Genomic DNA, 17,248 nt, shown 5'->3' on the forward strand with positions numbered 1-17,248 from the left:
AGCTACTCGCGCCAGCTGGCGAGAAACTCCCGCTGCTCGTCGCTGAGGCCGTCCACGCCCATGCCGACGGCTTCGAGCTTGATGGCGGCCACCCGGTCGTCTATCTCGGCGGGCAGGAGGTGGACGCCGGGCTCCGTGATGCGGCGGTTCGCCAGATGGTGGGCGCAGAGCGCCTGCACGGAGAAGGTGAGGTCCATGATCTCCACGGGATGCCCGTCCCCGGCGGTGATGTTCACCACCCGGCCGCCGCCGATGAGATCCAGGCGGCGTCCATCTTGCATCACGAACTCCTCGACGTTCGCCCCGCGTACCCGTCGCTGCTCTGAGGCGGCATCCGCCAGCCCCTCCACGTCTATCTCCACGTCCACGCCGCCGGCGTTCGCCAGGATGGCCCCGTCCCGCATGCGGGAGAAGTGCTCGCGGGACAGCACGTCGCAGGAGCCGGTCGCGGTGATGAAAACCTCGCCCATCTCCGCCGCGTCGAGCGCCGGTAGGACGTCGTGGCCGTCGGCATAGGCTTCGAGGCCCTTGACCGGGTCGACCTCGCACACCGTGACCCGAGCCCCGAGCCCGGCGGCGTAGCGGGCTATACCCTTGCCGCACCAGCCGTAGCCCAGGACGACCAGGCGCTTGCCACCGAGCATGAGGTTGGTGTTGTGCATGATGGCGGTGAGCGTGGACTGCCCGGTGCCGTAGCGGTTGTCGAAGAGGTGCTTGCAGCGGGCGTCGTTCGCCGCGATGGCCGGAGTTTCGAGGACGCCCTCGGCGTGCATCGCCGCGAACTTCGCCACGCCGCTCGTCGTCTCCTCCGAGACGCCGCGCACGTTCGGTAACAGGTCCCGGCGCTCCGTGTGCAGTAGCCGGGCGAGCCCCGCCCGGTCGTCTATGACCACGTCGGGCTCGACGTCGAGGGCGGCGAGGAGCTCGGCGTCCGAATCCTCCTGTGGGCTCGCCGACGAGGCGTGGACGGTGACACCGCGTTCGGCGAGGGCGGCGGCCACGTCGTCCTGAACGAAGAACGGCCCGGGGCTGGCCAGAGACACCTCCGCCCCGGCTTCGGCCAGCACGGCGGCGAGGTAGGCGGTCTTGGCCTCGACGGCGAGCGAGACGGCCACCCGCAGGCCGTCGAAGGTGCCGTCGGCGAGGTAACGGTCGCGGATGGCGTTCAGGACCGGCGAGTGGCGGGCGGCCCAGTCTATCTTCTCGTGGCCGGACGGGGCGAGTGTGGGGTCCTTGACTCTGCTCCTAGTGCTCTTAGACGACACGGTCCTCCTCTGCCTCTGCCGCTTCTACTTGATCCCGGCCGCCGAGCATGAAGCTGGCTATTATCACGAGCAGGAGGAAGGGTATGAGGCCGAGCCCTATCCCGAGGCTGCCCGCGCCCCCGCTGGCAAAACCGGCGGCGGCGAACCCTTGGGAGTAGAGCCCGAGCCCGAGGGCGAGGCCGAAGATCAGGCCGCCGAGGCCGCCGATCCAGGCCAGGGCGTTACCCACTGCCTTGAACCGGGGTGCGGAGACCTCCTCCGGGCGCATGATGTCGGTCCACAAAAGGCCCCAACGCTTGACCCGCGGGTAGAGCAGCAGGAGGAGAATGGGGCCGAGCACGATGCCGGCGATGGCGTTGTTCACCGTGATTATCGAGGCCAGCGCGGCGAACGGCACGAAGCCGAGCACGTCGTTACCCCAGGCGATCCACATCGCGCACACCGCAGAGGCCAGCACGCTTACGGCTATGTACACGGCGAGCTTTTTGCCGGAGTTAACGTTCTGCTCCATGTTCTCGCCCCGCCGGAAGAAGGCCCCCCACAGCTTGTACGGCAGCAGGCCGAGGAAGAAGTTTCCTATAAACCCGGCGATACTACCGATGCCTAAAGTTCCGAAGAAGTCCCCGATGAGGTTCCCTATGGCAGCGCCCCAGGCTCCGGCAGGGCCGAAGAGCAGCCCGAACACGAACGGGAACACGTTCGCCGGGCGCAGCTCGGTAAAGCCCGGCACCAGCACGAAGCCCTTGAACGGTATGAGCACCGCGGCGTAGATCGCCGCGCTCAGCGCGACCAGCACCACCATCTGGGTGTGGCGCCACATCGTGAATACTTCCTTCACCTTACACCTCCTGTAGGGTCATCTAACATTCCAACCGCTCCACCGGCGCTCACCGGCTGAAGCCCTCGATGCCGCCGAACCCGGCGAGCCTCAGCGCGACCGCCGCCACCACCAGAATCGCCCCAGCCACCATCACCAGCACGTCCCGCCGCAGCACGGCGATGCGCAGGAAGTAGGTCCGGGACGAGCTCGCCCCGAAGCCCTTGGACTCCAGCGCCATCGAGAACGTGTTGGTCGAGCGAATGGTGGAGACGAAGACGGGGACCAGCAGCGGCACGTACTTGCGCACCCGTTGGATGAAGCTCCCGGACTCCAGGTCCAGGCCGCGCGAACGCTGGGCCTGCACGATGGTGGAGGCGGTAGCGGCTATGGTCGGGACCAGCCGGAGCGCCGTGGAGACGGCGAATGCGAAACGGTACGGGATGCCCAGACGCACGAGGCCGGTCGCCATCTCCTCGTTTCGGGTGGTGGAGAGGAAGATCATGCCCGCGATAATCGTGAGGTCTATGCGCATGGCGGTGCCGATGCCGTACAGCAGCGACTCCCACTCCACGAACAGAAATAGCGGCGTCTCACCGCTGCCAAACAGCGTCCACAACACCACGGTAACCAGCGCGATCATCACGAGTATGAACCGGATGCGCTTCAGGTTCACCAGCGACCGGGCGACGTACCCGTAGACGAGCACCCCGGCCAGTATCACCGCCTGATACAGCGGGTTCACGAACAAAAACGCCAGCACGAACGCCCCGGCGAGAATAAACATCTTGGTGCGTGGGTCCAGCCGGTGTACCGGCGTGTCCCGGTCCAGGTACAGAAACGGGTCCACTACCCGTCCTCTCCGGTAGACACCATAGAGGCCATCTCCCGCACGGAGAGCGCGGTGTGCCCGAGAGCGTTGCTCATGGTGACGACATGCGGCGGGCGCAGGGCGGCGTCCAGTAGCTCCTCCTCACGGGCGAACACCTCTCGCACGTTGCCGGACATCGCGACCCGCCCATCCTTTACCACGGCGACCCGGTGGGCGTACTCGGCGACGACCCACATGGTGTGGGTCACTATGATTATGGTCGAGCCACGCTCGTTCAGGCTCCTTACGAGCCCCATCATGGAGCGTTGCTCGGCGTGATCGAGTCCGGTGGTGGGCTCGTCCAGTATTAGGACCTCCGGCCTGACCGCCAGCACGCTCGCCACCGCGACCCGCTGGCGCTCGCCCTTGGTGAGCCCGAAGGGGTCCTCCTCCTCGTAGCCCGAGAGCCCGACCGCCTCGAGCGCCTCCCGCACCCTCTCGGCGACCTCCTCGTCGGATAGGTCCCGGATCCTGGGCCCGAAGGCGACCTCGTCGCGGACGGTGTCGGAGAAGATCTGGTGATCCGGGTTCTGGAACACGTAGCCGACCGTCTGCCCCAGCCTCTGCAGCCCCTGCCGCCCAGTCTCCTCGCCGCCGACGCTCACCGTGCCCTCAGTCGGTGCGAGGAGCCCGTTGAAGTGCTTTACGAGCGTGGTTTTCCCGGAGCCGTTCTGGCCCAGGACCGCCAGGAACTCGCCCCGGCGCACCGTGAGGTCCACGCCTTCGAGCGCCGTGAGGCCGTTCGGGTAGCGGTGCGAAAGCCCCGACACCTCGACGACCGGCTCGCCGTAGCCCTCCTCCCGGCGCTCGTCGGACTCGACGAGACCGCGGTGGGCCTCCTGGCTCACCGAAAGCCCCCGCCGCCGGAACTCCGCCAATCCTTCCTCCGGAGTGAGGGGTCGGTCTTCCTTTTCCACCCCGAGCTCGGCAAAGAGGTCCGGGACTTGCAGCGGCATCACCCCCGTTTTCCGCATGAGCTCTACGTCGCGCAGCACCTCGCCGGTCGGCCGGTCGCAGACTATGCCGCCGTTCTCCAGCAGGACTATGCGGTCGGCGCCGAGCGTCTCCTCGGTCTCGTGCTCGACCACGACGAGGGTGACGTCCTCGATCTCCCGCAGCTCGGCCGCGATCCTGAACACCCCGAGCTTGCCTACCGGGTCTAGGTCGGTGGTCGGCTCGTCCAGGCATAGGATGCGCGGCTGCATGCTGAGGACCGACGCGATCGCGAGCCGCTGCTTCTGGCCGCCGGAGAGCGTGGCCGGCTGGCGCTCCTCGAAGCCCGTCAGCCGCACCCGCCCGAGGGACTCCTTCACCCGCCGCTGCATCTCCTCGCGCTCCACGGCGAAGTTCTCCGGGCCGAAGGCGACCTCGAGCTCGACGTTGGTGGAGAAGAGCTGGGCCTCGAAGTCCTGGAACACGAGCCCGACCTCGCCGGCGAACTCCCCGACCCGGCCCTCGTGTGTCGGACGGCCTCGGACCTCGACCTCACCCTCCATCGCGCCCCGCGTGAAGTGTGGGATGAGGCCGTTCAGGGTGGTGCACAGGGTGCTCTTGCCCGCGCCGGATGGCCCCATTACGACCACGAACTCACCCTCTTCGAGCGCGAGGTTCACGCCCCGGAGCGCCGCCTCCTTGCCGCCCCGGTAGCGGAAGCCCAGGCCCCGGATGCTGATAACCGGCGCGGCTATCCCGATCCCCCCACTCCGGCTATCTCTTCGTCCAAGATAAAGTCAGGTCTCCTCGCTCGAATCTCGCCGCCATCGCCACCGTCAACATCTTCACCGCTGTCTTCTCGTGCATTCTGCAGCTACATGCCGGATAACTCAATCCCCGCGGCCCAATCAGGGAGGAAGTTGCTATCCTGGGTCTCCTGAGCCGGAAGCCAGAGTGGCCAGAGTGGAGACGGGATGCCGGGAAGCGTCGTGCTGATAAACGGAAGCGTGATCACGGCCAACGCCAACAGGCCGCGCGCGGCGGCGGTCGCGATCCGGGGCGGCAGGATCGTGGCGGTGGGCCGGGACGACGAGGCGCTAGCCCATCGCGAAAACGCCGAGGTCGTGGACCTGAGAGGCCGCACCGCCGTCCCCGGCTTCAACGACGCCCACTGCCACCCGATGCAGGTCGGGCTCGCCGCCTCGGAGGTTGACGCGAGTCCCGCGAGTGCGCCGGATCTCACTACGCTGGTCGAGAGGCTGCGGGAGCGGGCCGCCGCCACGGAGCCGGGACGCTGGGTGCCGGCCCGGGGCTACGACGACACCCGGCTCGCCGAGCGCCGCCACCCCACCCGCCACGACCTCGACCGTGCCTCGGAGAAGCATCCCATCCTATTGACCCGCGCCTGCCACCACGTCGCCGTCGCGAACGGCCGGGCGCTCCTCCTCGCGGGCATCACCGCCCGGACCCCGGACCCGGCCGGAGGCCGCATAGACCGCGACCACCGGGGCGAGCCGACCGGGGTCTTGCGCGAGTCGGCGGTCGGACTCGTGGAAAGCGCCCTGCCGGAGCCAAGTGTGGAAGAGCTTGCGGCGGCGCTCAAGCGGGCCGGCGGCATCTACAACTCCCTCGGCGTAACCAGCGTCGCCGAGGCCGGCATCCGCCGCTCGGAGGAGCTGCAAGCCTACCAGCGTTTCCGGGAGACGGGCGGCTCCCTGCGGGCCTACCTGATGGTGATCGCGGATCATGCCCTGGACCACTTCGCCCCGGCGGGCGTCCGCACCGGATTCGGAGACGAGATGCTGAAGATCGGCCCGGCCAAGATCTTCCTGGACGGCTCCGTTGGCGGCGGCACCGCCCGGATGCGCGAGCCTTATCTCGGAGAAGAGGAGAACCGCGGCCTCTGGATGCGGGAGCCGGAGGAAATGCGCGACACCCTGAAGCGCGCCCACGAGGCCGGCTGGCAGCTCTGCGCCCACGCAATCGGCGACGCCGCGATAGACCTCCTGCTCGACGTCTACGAGGGGATATTCTCGGAGCATCCCCGTCCAGACGCCCGGCCCCGCATAGAGCACTGTGAGTTCGTTGGCGATAGTGCGGTGTTCGACAGAATCTCCGGCCTCGGGGCGTTACCCGTGCCCGGCACGACGTTTCTGCGGGAGTTTCTCCCGATGTACGAGCAGAGCCTTGGCCGGGAGAGGCTGCGGTACGCGAACGCGATGCGCTCCTTCGCCGACCGGGAGATAGTAGCCGCCGCCTCCAGCGACGCCCCCGTGGTCACCCCCGATCCTCTAGCGGGGATACAAACCATGATCTCCCGCCCCGACAGAGAGGCCATCAGCCTCGAAGAGGCTATCCGGGCCTACACCCTATCCGGGGCCTACGCCTCTTTCGAGGAAGGCGTCAAGGGTAGCCTGACGCCCGGCAAGCTTGGCGACGTGGCGGTGCTCGGCGAGGATCTGAACTCGGTGGAGCCGGACGGGCTAACGCAGGTTGGCGTGGACCTCACCGTGTTGGACGGTGAGATCGTCTACTCTCGCCAGGGGAGCCGGTAGCTCGACCCGACTGCCCCCGAGCCGGGACCCGGACGCCTCTGGGGAGCCCAGGAGGGTCCAGCGACTTTCAGCCACCTCTACGAGTCCAGATTGGCGGGGCTATTGATTGGGCTAGCTAACGGAGACCAGCTCGGCCTGCACGATGAGCCGGTCGGTAAAGTTCGGCAGGGTGCAGGTCTGCAAAGAGACGACTGTCCTGCCCGGCACGGGCTGGGTGACCCGCTGCTCGTTCGGGCCGACCACGAACTCGCGGAATACGCTGTAGGTGTATGTAGTCCCGTTCGAGTCGGTCAGGATCACCTCGTCGCCGTTCTGGAGCCTGTCCAGATCCCGGAACACGAGGAAGCTGCCGGTGTTCGGGTATCCGAGACGGTGACCGGCGATGTACGTGTTCGCCCCGCCCTGCCACGGGAATCCCGTGCCCTGCAGGTGCAGAGCGCCCTCGTCGAGCTCCGGAGCGTCCGCCGGGCCGGTGTAGACCGGTATGTCGGAGACCCGCGACATCTCCGGCACGGTCAGGCTCATGGTCTGATTCAGGGGCGCGTCGGATGCCCGGGCGTCGCCGGCCGAGGACGGCCCCTGCCCAAACAGCGCGTACCCCATGACGGCGAGCCCGGCGACCATTACCAGCAGGCTGAATACCCCGGAGCTGCGCTTCCTCCTGTATACCCGCATTCCGCGTCCTCCCGCTTGATCCTGACTCCGCCGCGTGGACCGCACCGGGCCGCGCGGAGAAGACCGCGCCAGAGATATACTACCGGCGAAAGGTCACAAAGTGGTTACAAAACGGGAAGAAAACAACATACTTCCCGAAAATACTCTCCCACAGCGTGGATGACCTAAAGGCAAGACGGACGTCCGAGCCTCAACTATCGCGCTCCCGCAGCACGGCCAGGATGAGCGGTAGTTGCAGGGGTACCCGGGCCCAGGCGACGGCAGCCTTCCAGGGCTCCACTCCACCGGCGCTGGCGTCGAGCGCCATGCGCACGTTCACCGGCCACACCGCGAGCAGCAGAGCGGCGCTCGCGAGCGGGGCCAGGGAGTCGCGGCGAAACAGTCCGGCGGCGCACACCAGCTCCGCCACCCCGCTGGCGTAGACCAGCGCACGGGGCGCGGGCAGCGAGCGGGGCACGATCCCCGTGAAGGTGCGGGGCCTCACGAGGTGCAATACGCCGCTCGCCACGAATGATGCCGCGACGAGCCTGGCCCCCGGCCCCATGCCTCGTCCCACCACGAGAGCTAAGTCCGGTCCGGCCAGTTCAGCTTGGGGATCACACGCTCGCCGAAGTCCCGGATGAACTGCTCCTGGTTCTTACCGACGTTGTGGACATAGATCTCGTCGAACCCGAGGTCGACGTAGTGCTGGAGGTGATCGAGGTGCTCGTCGAGGTCGGCGCTCATTAGCACGCGGTTCTTGAAGTTCTCGGCGCTGACGAGGTTAGCCATCGCGGCGAAGTCCTCGGGGTTCCGGATGTCACCCTTGGGGAAGGCCATGCCGCCGTTGGGCCACTCCTTGACCGCCTGCTCCTCGGCTTCCTGCTGTGAGTCGGCGTAGGAGAGGTGGAGCTGGATCATGCGCGGCATCGTCTCCGGGTCCTTGTCCTGCTCGCGCGCGCCCTCCTCGAACTTCTGCATCAGGCCCTTTATCTTCTCCTCGGCCGCGCCGACGGTGATGATGCCGTCGCACATCCTGCCGGTGCGCTTGCTCATCAAGGGACCGGCGGTCGCCACGTACACCGGAGGCGGCGTGTCGGGCATGGTGTAGAGCTTCGCGCTCTCCAGGGTTATGTGATCTCCTGCGTACTTCACGACCTTGCCGCTAAAGAGCTTCTGGATGACCTCGATGGACTCCATCAGGATGCGGAGCCTCGTGGGGGCCTCGGGCCAGTAGCTTCCTACGACGTGCTCGTTCAGCGCCTCGCCCGCGCCGAGACCGAGCCAGAACCTGCCCGGATACATCGCCTCTAGCGTCGCCGCGCCCTGGGCGATGATCGCCGGGTGGTATCTGAACCCCGGCGGCGTGACGCCGGTGCCGAAGCGGAGGTTCGTCTGCGCCCCGAGAGCGCCGAGCCAGGACCACACGAACGCGCTCTGGCCCTGATCCGGGGTCCAGGGATGGAAGTGATCGGAGGCCATCACCGAGCCGAAACCGGCCTCCTCGGCCTGCTTGCAGTACTCCAGCAGCTCCGTCGGATGAAACTGCTCGAACATCGCAGCGTAGCCGACCGTGCCGGTGTGTCTGGCCCTCTCCATCGCGCCTCCCGTCTCTAGCACCCGCTCCAGGCGCCCACTCTAATAACCCGTTCCACCAAACTATCGCCAGATTATATTCTCCCGAGGCTGGCGGCGAATGCGCCCTCTTACATCAGACCCCAAAATGCCCCGGAATGGTCTAGAAGCGATCCAGCGGGAACACCCACGGGTCGGCGGGAGGGAAGATGGCGTCGAGCAAATCAAGCGCATGGCCGGAGCCGGGCGTTACAAGGCCGCGCCGGTGTAGCTGCTGGGCGGAGAGGTATCCGGCGTAGAGCTGGGCGAGCTGGCGCACGTCCAGCGCGACGCGCTCGGGGGCGGCGGCTCCGCGGAGCACGTTGCCTTCTCCCACGGTATAAGCCCCGGCGTTCTCCGGTATGGCGTCGTCGGTGACCTCAAGGACGAGCGGCTCGGGCACCGGGCGCGAGAGATACGATAGCGCGCCCTCCACGTCCACGAGCCGGAGCATCTTCTCGGGCTCTATGGTGGCCCGGACGTAGGAGCTCTGGAGGAAGGGGTGGAGCGGCTCGCCGGGTGGAGTCTGATACCTGACGCGCCATTCGAGCGGGTCGTAGGCGGCCATGAAAGAGATCAGCGCCTCTCGCGCCCGTTGCGTACCGGCGACTAGCTCGGGGATCTCCAGTATCCGGGTGCGCTCTCCGCTGTCCGCGCGCTTGCGGTGGCGGTAGAGCAGGTACCCCTCCACCGCACCGTCGCGCTCGTACACGGCACTCTCTTTTGCCTCGTCATCTTCGTCCACGGGAGCAGGATTTTCCAGGATCTCGTGCCACCGGCTCTCGCCGCGCCGGATGCAGAGCCGGTGCGAGGCGGCCTCCATTTCGAGCATGTGCTTCATCGCGGGAAGGTCCGCTTCGCGGTGGGCCCGCACGTGCGACTGCTCCGGGCTCGTCGGCAGGTCCGCCGGTGAGAGGTCGTAGGCTATGGCCTCTCCGGCCAGCTCGTAGCCGCTGGCCCGGTAGAAGGAGTGGGAGAAGGGCGCGAGCATGGAGATGTGCACCCCCCGCTCGCGCATACCGTAGAGCACCCTCTCCAGCAGACTCCTGGCGAGCCGCCTCCTGCGGTACGCCGGATGGGTCGCCACCCCCGACACGCCTCCCATCGGGACGGCGCGGCCGTCGAGATGGACCTGCATGGGCAACTCAGCCGCGGTTGCCCTCGGCGCGCCGTCCTCCTCGGCGACGTAGACCAGGTCCGGGTCGAGGCGGCGGTTGTGGCCGGGGTCGAGGTAACGCTCGCCCCCGGCGTCCGTGCCACCGAAGGCGAGCGAGATCACACGCCCCAGAGCGGCCTGGTCGTCCTTCTCGTAACCGCGTATCCTCATCCGGCCTCCCTCCGCCTCTTACAGTCGTTACAGCCGCCGCCGAAATTCTAGCCTCTGGCGGGGCTCACGGCCCGTATCCCGGTATCTACCTGGTATCTACCTATCTACCCGTCTACCGCTGCTCCAGGCTGCCGGCGAGCCATCCACACCACTCCGCGTACTCCCGCTCGTAGCCGAGGCCGCGCCGGAGGGTGGCGTAGGTCGCGAACTCGGGGGTCCCTGGGTCCCACAGCGCCTCGGCCCACTCCTCGTGCATCCAGGCCTGTAGCCGCTCGTACTCGGCGAGCCGTTCGCGGTGCCGACGCTCCTCGCCGCGGAACAGCTCCGCGGCCTTCACAGAGTCCGCCGCCCACGCCGAGTACGCCTTCAGGGTCAGCTCGTCCCGGGTGGGACCGGGCTCCACCGGGGTCACGGCCCACCCCGCGAGCGCGGCTTGACCGGCGTCCGTGATCGAGTAAATCTTCTTGTCCGGCTTGCCCTCCTGCGCAACCGGCTCGTAAGTCACCAGCCCCGCACCTTCGAGCTTTGCGAGTTCCGGGTAGATCTGACTGTGCCCCGCCCCCCAGAAAAACCCGATCCTCTCCCGCACCCGACCCGTCAACTCATAACCCGTCAACGCCTCCCGCGCCAACAGCCCCAGGAGCGCATACCCGAGCGTCGAGACCTTCGATCCTCTCAAGATCTCCCCTCTAAAAACTTTCCCGAATTTTTATATGACACTATTGACATATTAGCACGGTCCAGGTACGGTTCTATATGTCGTTATTTACATATTTGTTGTGAGGGGCAGACTTGAAAGGAGGACGAGCGTGTGTGGGTCCAGGCTGTCGCAGAGCCGGAGGGATAAGGGGTTTCGGAGTGGCTCCAGTGGGTCGAGCGGGGCGAGCGGCTCGCCGCATCCTGCCGAGGATAAGATGAGCCCCGGGGCGCGGATAGCGTCCGCTCTCTCCGTGTTGGTCCCGGTCGTCCTCTCGGGAGTGTTTCTCGTCGTCTTCGTGCCGCAGCTGTGGTGGATCTTCACCACGTACTTCTGGGTAGCCTTCCCGGCGCTCGGGACGCTGCGGCAGGGTCTGGCAAGCGCGGTTAAAGAGAGGCCGCGCCGGGTTCCGGAGAGAGACGTGGAGCGGGAACTGCTCACCGCCCTGCGGCGGCACGGAGAGCTGACGAGCGGCCTCGCGGCGGCGGAGACCTCGCTCTCGGTCGCGGAGGCCGACGAGAGGCTCGGCGGGCTCGCCAGCGACGGACACCTGGAGGTCAGGGCCCGCGGAGGAGCTATCTTCTACGCGCTCTGGGAGCCGGAGACGCGCCGGATACAGCCTCTGGCGGGCGGGGAGGTCGGACCGTGAGCCCGCACTCGCGGCTAACGGCGGGCATCCTGCTTGTAGTCCTGCCAACGGTGGTATTCGGGGGAGCGAGCATCCTGACGATGCTCGTCGGAGACCGGAGTACACGAACAATCCCCTGCGCCAGGACCTGTGGCACGCGGGACACGCCCACGCCGGGGTGCTGCTGGTGCTCTCGCTCGTTACGCTGCGCTACGCGGACGAGGCGGAGCTGCCCGGGTGGCTGAGAAACGTGGCGCGGCACGCCATCCCGGCGGCCGCGATCCTGCTGCCCGCCGCCTTCTTTCTCTCTGTGCTCTCGCCAGAGGCCACCGAGCCGAACGCCCTGATAAACCTCGCCTACGCCGGCGCGGCCTCACTCACCGTGGGGCTGCTCGTGCTCGGTGTGGGCCTGATCCGAAACTACCGGGGTGGTGACGAATGCCAAGAGTAATGAACGGCAGGTTTAGCGCGGAGGTAGAGGACTCGTTCGTGGTGTTCGTTATCGGGAGGCGGGTTCCGATTTACGAAGGCCCTGGCCCCATTGAACGCGGAAAACAGGAGAGGAGCGTGTACGCATCATGGCCCGAGTAATGCCGGGACGCTTCACCGCCAGGACCGACGAGCCGTTCGTGGTCTTCATTATAGGTCTGCGGATAAACCGGTTCCGCGACTTCCGCAAGTGGGTGCCCACGGCCAGCGCCATGGGTCCGATGCTGCGAGAGCTCTACCGGCATCCCGAGAAGGGCTTCCTCCATGCACAGACCTACCTTGGCTGGCGCGAGGTAATGTTGGTCCAGTACTGGCGCTCTTTTGAGGATCTGGAACACTTCGCCCGTAGCCCCGAAGACCCGCACATGCCCGCGTGGCAGCGCTTCAACAGGGAAGCCCGGCAGAGCGGGAGCGTGGGCATCTGGCACGAGACCTACCTAATCGAGCCGGGACATTACGAGGCCATCTACGCAAACATGCCGGAGTTCGGGCTGGCAAAGGCTACGGAGCATGTTCCGGCGGTCGGAGGCCGGGAGACCGCCCGCCGCCGTCTGCTAAGAGAGCGGCAGACGTAGAGCCTTCCGCATCGTGCTCACGCCAGAGGGCGAGGCGAGCGTGGAGCTAGTAGGAACGTAGCGAGCCGAGAGCGGGTGATACTAGCTCCGGGTCTCGGATGGGTCGGTTTCGTGACGGTGTACTTGCCGACCGAGGTTTTGCTCCCGTCATCTAGTCTTACCACGTAGCCGAATTGAACGGTTGGTGCCTGAACACCGTCCACTAGCGTACTGCCGATGCTCCCTTTGGGTCCAAACTTAGTGCGGACTGATGGCAGAGCTTCGCTCCCGTCAGAAACGCCGGTTACTGCACCTGTCTCGAATCTGCAGTGGAGAGCGTAATCCAGACGGTCGCTCAATGCGTAGCGATGTAGGATAACCCTGGGAGTTTAGAGGATCGTTAGAATCAATGGAGTTACCAGACCTTGAGAAACTGGAGAAACCACTAGCTTTGGAGACTTGCGAACCTATGAAGCCTACGAACCTTACGAGCTTTGTGAGCCTCACCTCCACACTCCCCTCTAGCTACCGCCGGGCGGCTTTGATTATCCTCTTAGTATGTTCTCTAGGGCTCCTTGCGGGTTGTGGCGAACAGGCCGCGAGCCCGGAAGACAACGCAGTCGAAGAGGACAACGCAGCCGGTGAGACCCAGCAAACCCAGCAACCTTCCGAAGACCCCGACCAGCCACAAGAGCAGACCCAAGGCTCCGAACCCTCTAACAGCTCCAACGAAGGTAATGATGGTAATGGAAGCTCGGACGCGAACTCCGACCAACAAGAGAGCCAACAGGCGCCGGAGCAATCTCAACAGGACCAGCAGCTCGCAACTATCGGCGACGAGGTGAGCGTCGGCGAGGTGAGCTACACCGTTACGGACGCCGAGCGTGTCAGCCGCCTGGAGGACCCTTACGGCCTTGACGAGCCGCTCACAGGCAACTTCATGGTGCTCTCCTTTACCTTTACCAACAACTCTAGCGAACCCGTAACGGTCTCCGACTTGGGGCTGTACCTCTACGACGGTGAAGGCAACCGCTACGAGACCGACTCAGACGCCGCCTTTTACCTGCCCGACGAGACGGCGCTGTACATGGTCGATCGGGTGAACCCGGGCCTTAGCCGGGACGTACAGACCATCTACGAGATACCGCCCGGAGCCGGTGACTTCGAGCTAGAGGTGAGTTCGGGGTTCCTAGGTAACGATACCGCCCGCATAGATTTGGAGTCCCAGGAATCCCAACAAGCTTCGGACTCCTCCGGGGAGGATAGCGCCCCGCTCACCGGCTCCCCAACGGAGATAGAAGAGGATGTTCGGTTAGCGGTCGAGGGCTACTACGAGGCCGTGAACGCCGGTGACTGGAGCTACACCTACGCCCACCGCGACTCTCGCACCCAGTCCGCCTTTACCGAAGAGGAGTGGGCCAGGAGAAATGGGTGGTTCGAGGACACGAACTCCACCACTACCGAACTCGTGAGTGTGGACCTCGACGAGAGCACGCTTTCTTCGGAGCAGCCCATAGCAAACGTAGAACGAGAGCTAACGATAGACGCCACCGGCTACAGCGAGATCCGCGAGACGACCTTCGTCTACGAGGACGGCATGTGGGTCGTGCAGTACCCCGAAGGCGGGATGCCGCTGTACATGCCGGATGCGACCTTCGAGGAGTTCGTCCGAGCCAACAGTAGCTAAATAGCTAAAGGCGGCTGTTTAAGGCGACCAAGAGCAGTCAGAAAAGCAGCTAGCGGCGACCAGAACTCTCTGCCTACTGAAAACTACCCTAGTTACTTCTATAGAAACGTTTAGGTCCATCTTCCAAAGCTCTCACCGTCTCCTTGACCTGGCGCTCGTAGCCTTCATTGAGAACCTTGCAGAGGATCCTGTCTGCCCACGCCTACATCTAACAGTCCTCGCGCTTCCGCTCCGAGGCGACACGTTTTCGTTACCGGATACGGTGAGACCATCCGGCAGTACCTCGAAGGTTAGAGGTTTTCTGGGCCCGCGGAGGCAGCCTGAGAGCGGCTACCTCTACCATCCTCTGGGGGGCTCTATCTTTTTTACGCCCTTGCTCTTGGGGATGGTCGTGTAGCGCGGGTTATCGCCTTTTTGGGTCTGGACGTGGTAGCTCTCTCCGTCGGTGGAGATTACCTTGCCCTGGTCCTTGCCCAGCACCCCGGGCCAGCTGATCCAGTCCCCGATCCTGATCTCCTCGATCATTGCAGTCTATCCTCCGTGTTCGCTCCCTCTACCCACCCCACATTATAGGACGTGTGCGGGGCCGATACGAGGCCGGCGCTATCCCTGGCTCCCCTGATTCTTCAGGGCGTCCACCACCTCCTGCGGGCTCCCGTACTCGCCCTCCGGAAGGCGCTGCTGCAGCTGGCTTATCACCATCCCTGGCGCGCCGTTCTCCTGCAGCTTGTTCAGGGCGTCCTCTTTGCCTATGGGGAACTCTATGCCCTCGATGTACTTCTCCAGCCCGCCCGGCAGGTATTTGCGAATGAAATCCACGTTGCGGCTCCTATCTCTGGCTTTACAGATGGCACTATCTGCACCTTACCCCTACTCTAACAGCCCGCGTCCGATACTAGCGGCGGGCCGTGGGGACTATACGCTTCATGGCGTTGCGGAAGTCGTACTCGGTGACGGTAAGGCCGTCCACGTCGGCCGCGGAGACCGGACGCGAGACGTCCTTGAGATCCACCGAGCGCCGCAGGCAGGCCATCGCGGCCTCCCGGCACAGCGCCTCTATGTCCGCCCCGGAGTAGCCGCCGATGGAACGGGCCACATCTTCAAGGTTCATGCCGGGGGCGAGCGGCATGCGGCGGGAGTGGATGCGCAGGATGTTCGTCCGGCCGGCCTCGTCCGGCAGCCCGACGCGCACCTCGTGGTCGAAGCGTCCCGGACGCCGGAGCGCCGGGTCCACGGACGACGGCCGGTTGGTCGTCGCCACGACGCAGACCCGGCCCAGTTCCGAGAGGCCGTCCATCAGGGAGAGTAGCTGGGAGACGAGGGTGGCCTCGAAGCTCTCGCTGGCAGAGTCGCGGGCCGAGGCGAAGGAGTCGAGCTCATCGAAGAGGATGATCGCCGGGGAGCGGTTCTTGGCCTCGGCGAAGATGTTTCGCAGGCGGGCCTCGCTCTGGCCCCAGTACTTGTTCAGGATCTCCGGCCCCGAAACGGCTATGAAGTGCGCCCCGGTCTCGCGGGCCACGGCGCGGGCCAGGAGCGTCTTGCCGGTGCCCGGCGGTCCGTGCAGCAGGACGCCCCGGTGGGGCTTTATGCCGAGCCTCTCGAAAAGCGCCGGGTTCGTGACCGGGAGCTCCACGGCCTCCCGGATCAGGGTTATCGCCTCGTCCATGCCGCCGACGTCCTCGTAGCGGGTGTCGGGCACGTTTCGGGTCCCGGCGCCCCCTCCCGGGGCCGCGGCGGGCGCTCCCCGCAGGTTCCGGGCGAAACGCTCCACCAAGCTCTCGCCGCCCGCGCCGTCCCTCCGGGGCTCGGGGGCACTGTTCTCCCTGGTGCCCCTGGTATCCTTGGTATCTTTGGCGACCGACCAGCCGGAGACGTCCCCCCCGCCCCGGTAGCGCCAGCCCTCGTCGCGGTTCGGATCTATGGTCTCCGGCAGCCGAGCGATGGTCTCGGCCACGGCGTCGAGGTCGAGTATCGGGCAGTGGGCGCAGGGCCCGAGGTCGGTGAGGACGCGGTCGGTTATCCTCTCGCGGTCAACCCGGAAGACGCCGTCCGCTCCCATCTCTCCAAAGGTGTACCAGGAGTTCTTCGTGGCGTGCTCGTTGTCGTAGACGTGGATCTGCTTGCAGCCGAACATCTGACGCCCGGCCAGACCGGGCGGAGTACACCACTCCTCCTCGGGCAGGCCGGCGCGCTGCTTTCTGAAGAAGCACCGCAGCCCCTCGCGCAGCTCTTCGACCGGCACCTCCTCGCCGTCCACGGCGTACCCGGCAGCCTCGCCCCGCAGCAGCTCCATGAGCTGGTCCAGCTCGCCCCAGCCTTCGGGAAGACCGATCTCGACCGCAGCCTCCGGCAGGCCGGAGCCGTTCGGAGAGTTCGGAGACTCCGAAACGTCCGGCGCGTAGGAGCGGTAGCTGGGATCTGCGGCCGCCAGAGAGGCGGCCCGCCTAGTGGGGCCTTCGGTCCGGATCGGGAACGTGACCTCGACCTTCACGGCCCACCCGCCGGGATCGTCAGGCCGGTTGGGCACTTTAGACTCTTTAGAGCCTTTAGAATCGTCGCGTCGGGCATCCTCACCATAGCGCCTGATTCTAAACCACGGCTCGCGCCACCGTCGTCCGTGGCCAACAGCCTTTACGGGACTCTAGGAAACTTCCTTTTCTCCGCCGAGATCCCGGCTAAGATCCCGGCTAAAGAAAGCGTAACGCTCGCCGCTGCGGCTCGTGATCTCACCCTTCCTCTCCCAGCCCATGCTCTCGAAGAACGGGGCGGCCCCACGCTCGTCGGGTAGCGTGACCAGCTCTAGCCTGTCGAGCCCGGCCTTGCGCGCCAGCTCCTCGTAGGTCTCGAAGAGCCGGCCCCCGACGCCCCGTCCCCGCAGCCCGTGATCCACCGCCACGTAGGCCAGAAACCCGACTCGCTCCCCGTCTCGCACGGCGGCGTCCTGCTTCCCGCCCGCCGCGTAGCCCAGGGAGCGCAAAATCCCCCGCAGGTAGCGCAGCAGCCGCGTCCGCAACAGCTCTAACGCCAGGCCGGGCCTCCCGACGGACCGGCGCAGGGTGCTCAGGGCGAGACCGGGACCGTGCCGGCGCACGAGATACGAGTAGTGCGCCCCGGTGTCGAAGGTGCCTATCAGCACGCCGCCCACCCCCTCCGACTA

18 protein-coding genes are annotated in these 17,248 nt (G+C 66.0%); 5 read left to right on the forward strand and 13 right to left on the reverse strand.

Annotated elements, in window-relative coordinates:
- Positions 1–2: 2 nt before the first annotated feature.
- Genes ABD53_RS03875 through ABD53_RS03890 form a run of 4 tightly spaced genes read right to left on the reverse strand, consistent with a single transcriptional unit; the run spans position 3 to position 4,647 of the window.
- On the reverse strand, positions 3–1,265 hold the full coding sequence (locus ABD53_RS03875) for an adenosylhomocysteinase (RefSeq protein WP_047864394.1): 1,263 nt from the start codon (positions 1,263–1,265) through the stop codon (positions 3–5).
- Positions 1,255–2,103 (reverse strand): QueT transporter family protein, encoded by an 849-nt coding sequence (locus ABD53_RS03880; RefSeq protein WP_047864395.1) that lies wholly within the window; start codon positions 2,101–2,103, stop codon positions 1,255–1,257. The genes ABD53_RS03875 and ABD53_RS03880 overlap by 11 nt, the downstream gene beginning before the upstream one ends.
- 49 nt (positions 2,104–2,152) lie before the next feature.
- Positions 2,153–2,932 carry an energy-coupling factor transporter transmembrane component T family protein gene (locus ABD53_RS03885; RefSeq protein WP_047864396.1) on the reverse strand — a complete coding sequence of 260 codons (780 nt, stop codon included), beginning with the start codon at positions 2,930–2,932 and terminating at the stop codon, positions 2,153–2,155.
- Positions 2,932–4,647 (reverse strand): ABC transporter ATP-binding protein, encoded by a 1,716-nt coding sequence (locus ABD53_RS03890; RefSeq protein ID WP_047864397.1) that lies wholly within the window; start codon positions 4,645–4,647, stop codon positions 2,932–2,934. The genes ABD53_RS03885 and ABD53_RS03890 overlap by 1 nt, the downstream gene beginning before the upstream one ends.
- A 213-nt stretch (positions 4,648–4,860) precedes the next feature.
- Here ABD53_RS03890 and ABD53_RS03895 point away from each other — a divergent pair, with 213 nt between their 5' ends.
- A complete protein-coding gene (locus ABD53_RS03895; RefSeq protein ID WP_047864398.1) occupies positions 4,861–6,441 on the forward strand; it encodes an amidohydrolase in 1,581 nt (526 codons plus the stop codon).
- A 111-nt stretch (positions 6,442–6,552) separates the two neighbouring features.
- On the opposite strand, the gene ABD53_RS15670 is transcribed toward ABD53_RS03895, so the two are convergent.
- From ABD53_RS15670 to ABD53_RS03920, 5 genes are all read right to left on the reverse strand, one after another.
- Positions 6,553–7,116: a class E sortase gene (locus ABD53_RS15670; protein ID WP_053057648.1), complete on the reverse strand. Its 564-nt coding sequence runs from the start codon at positions 7,114–7,116 to the stop codon at positions 6,553–6,555.
- A 190-nt stretch (positions 7,117–7,306) separates the two neighbouring features.
- Positions 7,307–7,660, reverse strand: coding sequence for a DoxX family protein (locus ABD53_RS03905; protein ID WP_047864399.1), 354 nt, complete (start codon positions 7,658–7,660; stop codon positions 7,307–7,309).
- Between the two features lie 20 nt (positions 7,661–7,680).
- Positions 7,681–8,694 carry a TIGR03557 family F420-dependent LLM class oxidoreductase gene (locus ABD53_RS03910; RefSeq protein WP_047864400.1) on the reverse strand — a complete coding sequence of 338 codons (1,014 nt, stop codon included), beginning with the start codon at positions 8,692–8,694 and terminating at the stop codon, positions 7,681–7,683.
- Positions 8,695–8,833: 139 nt separating this feature from the next.
- Positions 8,834–10,036, reverse strand: coding sequence for a GNAT family N-acetyltransferase (locus ABD53_RS03915; RefSeq protein ID WP_047864401.1), 1,203 nt, complete (start codon positions 10,034–10,036; stop codon positions 8,834–8,836).
- A gap of 112 nt (positions 10,037–10,148) precedes the next feature.
- Positions 10,149–10,715 carry a PadR family transcriptional regulator gene (locus tag ABD53_RS03920; RefSeq protein WP_047864402.1) on the reverse strand — a complete coding sequence of 189 codons (567 nt, stop codon included), beginning with the start codon at positions 10,713–10,715 and terminating at the stop codon, positions 10,149–10,151.
- Positions 10,716–10,950: 235 nt separating this feature from the next.
- Between ABD53_RS03920 and ABD53_RS03925 the strand changes: the two genes are divergently transcribed.
- The 4 genes from ABD53_RS03925 to ABD53_RS03945 all read left to right on the forward strand — a co-directional run bounded on the left by ABD53_RS03925 (position 10,951) and on the right by ABD53_RS03945 (position 14,091).
- Positions 10,951–11,382 carry a hypothetical protein gene (locus ABD53_RS03925; protein ID WP_047864403.1) on the forward strand — a complete coding sequence of 144 codons (432 nt, stop codon included), beginning with the start codon at positions 10,951–10,953 and terminating at the stop codon, positions 11,380–11,382.
- 157 nt (positions 11,383–11,539) lie between these two features.
- Positions 11,540–11,812, forward strand: coding sequence for a hypothetical protein (locus ABD53_RS17410; protein WP_200900269.1), 273 nt, complete (start codon positions 11,540–11,542; stop codon positions 11,810–11,812).
- A 127-nt stretch (positions 11,813–11,939) separates the two neighbouring features.
- A complete protein-coding gene (locus ABD53_RS03935; protein WP_047864404.1) occupies positions 11,940–12,425 on the forward strand; it encodes a DUF4188 domain-containing protein in 486 nt (161 codons plus the stop codon).
- 448 nt (positions 12,426–12,873) lie between these two features.
- A complete protein-coding gene (locus ABD53_RS03945) occupies positions 12,874–14,091 on the forward strand; it encodes a DUF4352 domain-containing protein (RefSeq protein ID WP_160309619.1) in 1,218 nt (405 codons plus the stop codon).
- Between the two features lie 336 nt (positions 14,092–14,427).
- On the opposite strand, the gene ABD53_RS03950 is transcribed toward ABD53_RS03945, so the two are convergent.
- The 4 genes from ABD53_RS03950 to ABD53_RS03965 form a co-directional block, all read right to left on the reverse strand.
- On the reverse strand, positions 14,428–14,616 hold the full coding sequence (locus ABD53_RS03950) for a hypothetical protein (protein ID WP_047864407.1): 189 nt from the start codon (positions 14,614–14,616) through the stop codon (positions 14,428–14,430).
- Positions 14,617–14,694: 78 nt separating this feature from the next.
- Entirely contained in the window at positions 14,695–14,910 is a 216-nt protein-coding gene (locus ABD53_RS03955) for a DUF2795 domain-containing protein (protein ID WP_047864408.1), read from the reverse strand.
- A 76-nt stretch (positions 14,911–14,986) separates the two neighbouring features.
- Positions 14,987–16,618 (reverse strand): ATP-binding protein, encoded by a 1,632-nt coding sequence (locus tag ABD53_RS15675; RefSeq protein ID WP_053057649.1) that lies wholly within the window; start codon positions 16,616–16,618, stop codon positions 14,987–14,989.
- 114 nt (positions 16,619–16,732) lie between these two features.
- Positions 16,733–17,236 (reverse strand): GNAT family N-acetyltransferase, encoded by a 504-nt coding sequence (locus tag ABD53_RS03965; protein ID WP_047864409.1) that lies wholly within the window; start codon positions 17,234–17,236, stop codon positions 16,733–16,735.
- Positions 17,237–17,248: the final 12 nt, after the last annotated feature.

This window comes from Rubrobacter aplysinae (genome assembly GCF_001029505.1).
GTDB lineage: Bacteria > Actinomycetota > Rubrobacteria > Rubrobacterales > Rubrobacteraceae > Rubrobacter_A > Rubrobacter_A aplysinae.

Excerpts from the sequence above, each read along its gene's own strand:
- ABD53_RS03895 (WP_047864398.1), top strand. The coding sequence starts at position 4,861 with ATGCCGGGAAGCGTCGTGCTGATAAACGGAAGCGTGATCACGGCCAAC.
- ABD53_RS15670 (WP_053057648.1), bottom strand. The coding sequence starts at position 7,116 with ATGCGGGTATACAGGAGGAAGCGCAGCTCCGGGGTATTCAGCCTGCTG.
- ABD53_RS03905 (WP_047864399.1), bottom strand. The coding sequence starts at position 7,660 with ATGGGGCCGGGGGCCAGGCTCGTCGCGGCATCATTCGTGGCGAGCGGC.
- ABD53_RS03910 (WP_047864400.1), bottom strand. The coding sequence starts at position 8,694 with ATGGAGAGGGCCAGACACACCGGCACGGTCGGCTACGCTGCGATGTTC.
- ABD53_RS03915 (WP_047864401.1), bottom strand. The coding sequence starts at position 10,036 with ATGAGGATACGCGGTTACGAGAAGGACGACCAGGCCGCTCTGGGGCGT.
- ABD53_RS03925 (WP_047864403.1), top strand. The coding sequence starts at position 10,951 with ATGAGCCCCGGGGCGCGGATAGCGTCCGCTCTCTCCGTGTTGGTCCCG.
- ABD53_RS03935 (WP_047864404.1), top strand. The coding sequence starts at position 11,940 with ATGGCCCGAGTAATGCCGGGACGCTTCACCGCCAGGACCGACGAGCCG.
- ABD53_RS03945 (WP_160309619.1), top strand. The coding sequence starts at position 12,874 with ATGAAGCCTACGAACCTTACGAGCTTTGTGAGCCTCACCTCCACACTC.
- ABD53_RS03950 (WP_047864407.1), bottom strand. The coding sequence starts at position 14,616 with ATGATCGAGGAGATCAGGATCGGGGACTGGATCAGCTGGCCCGGGGTG.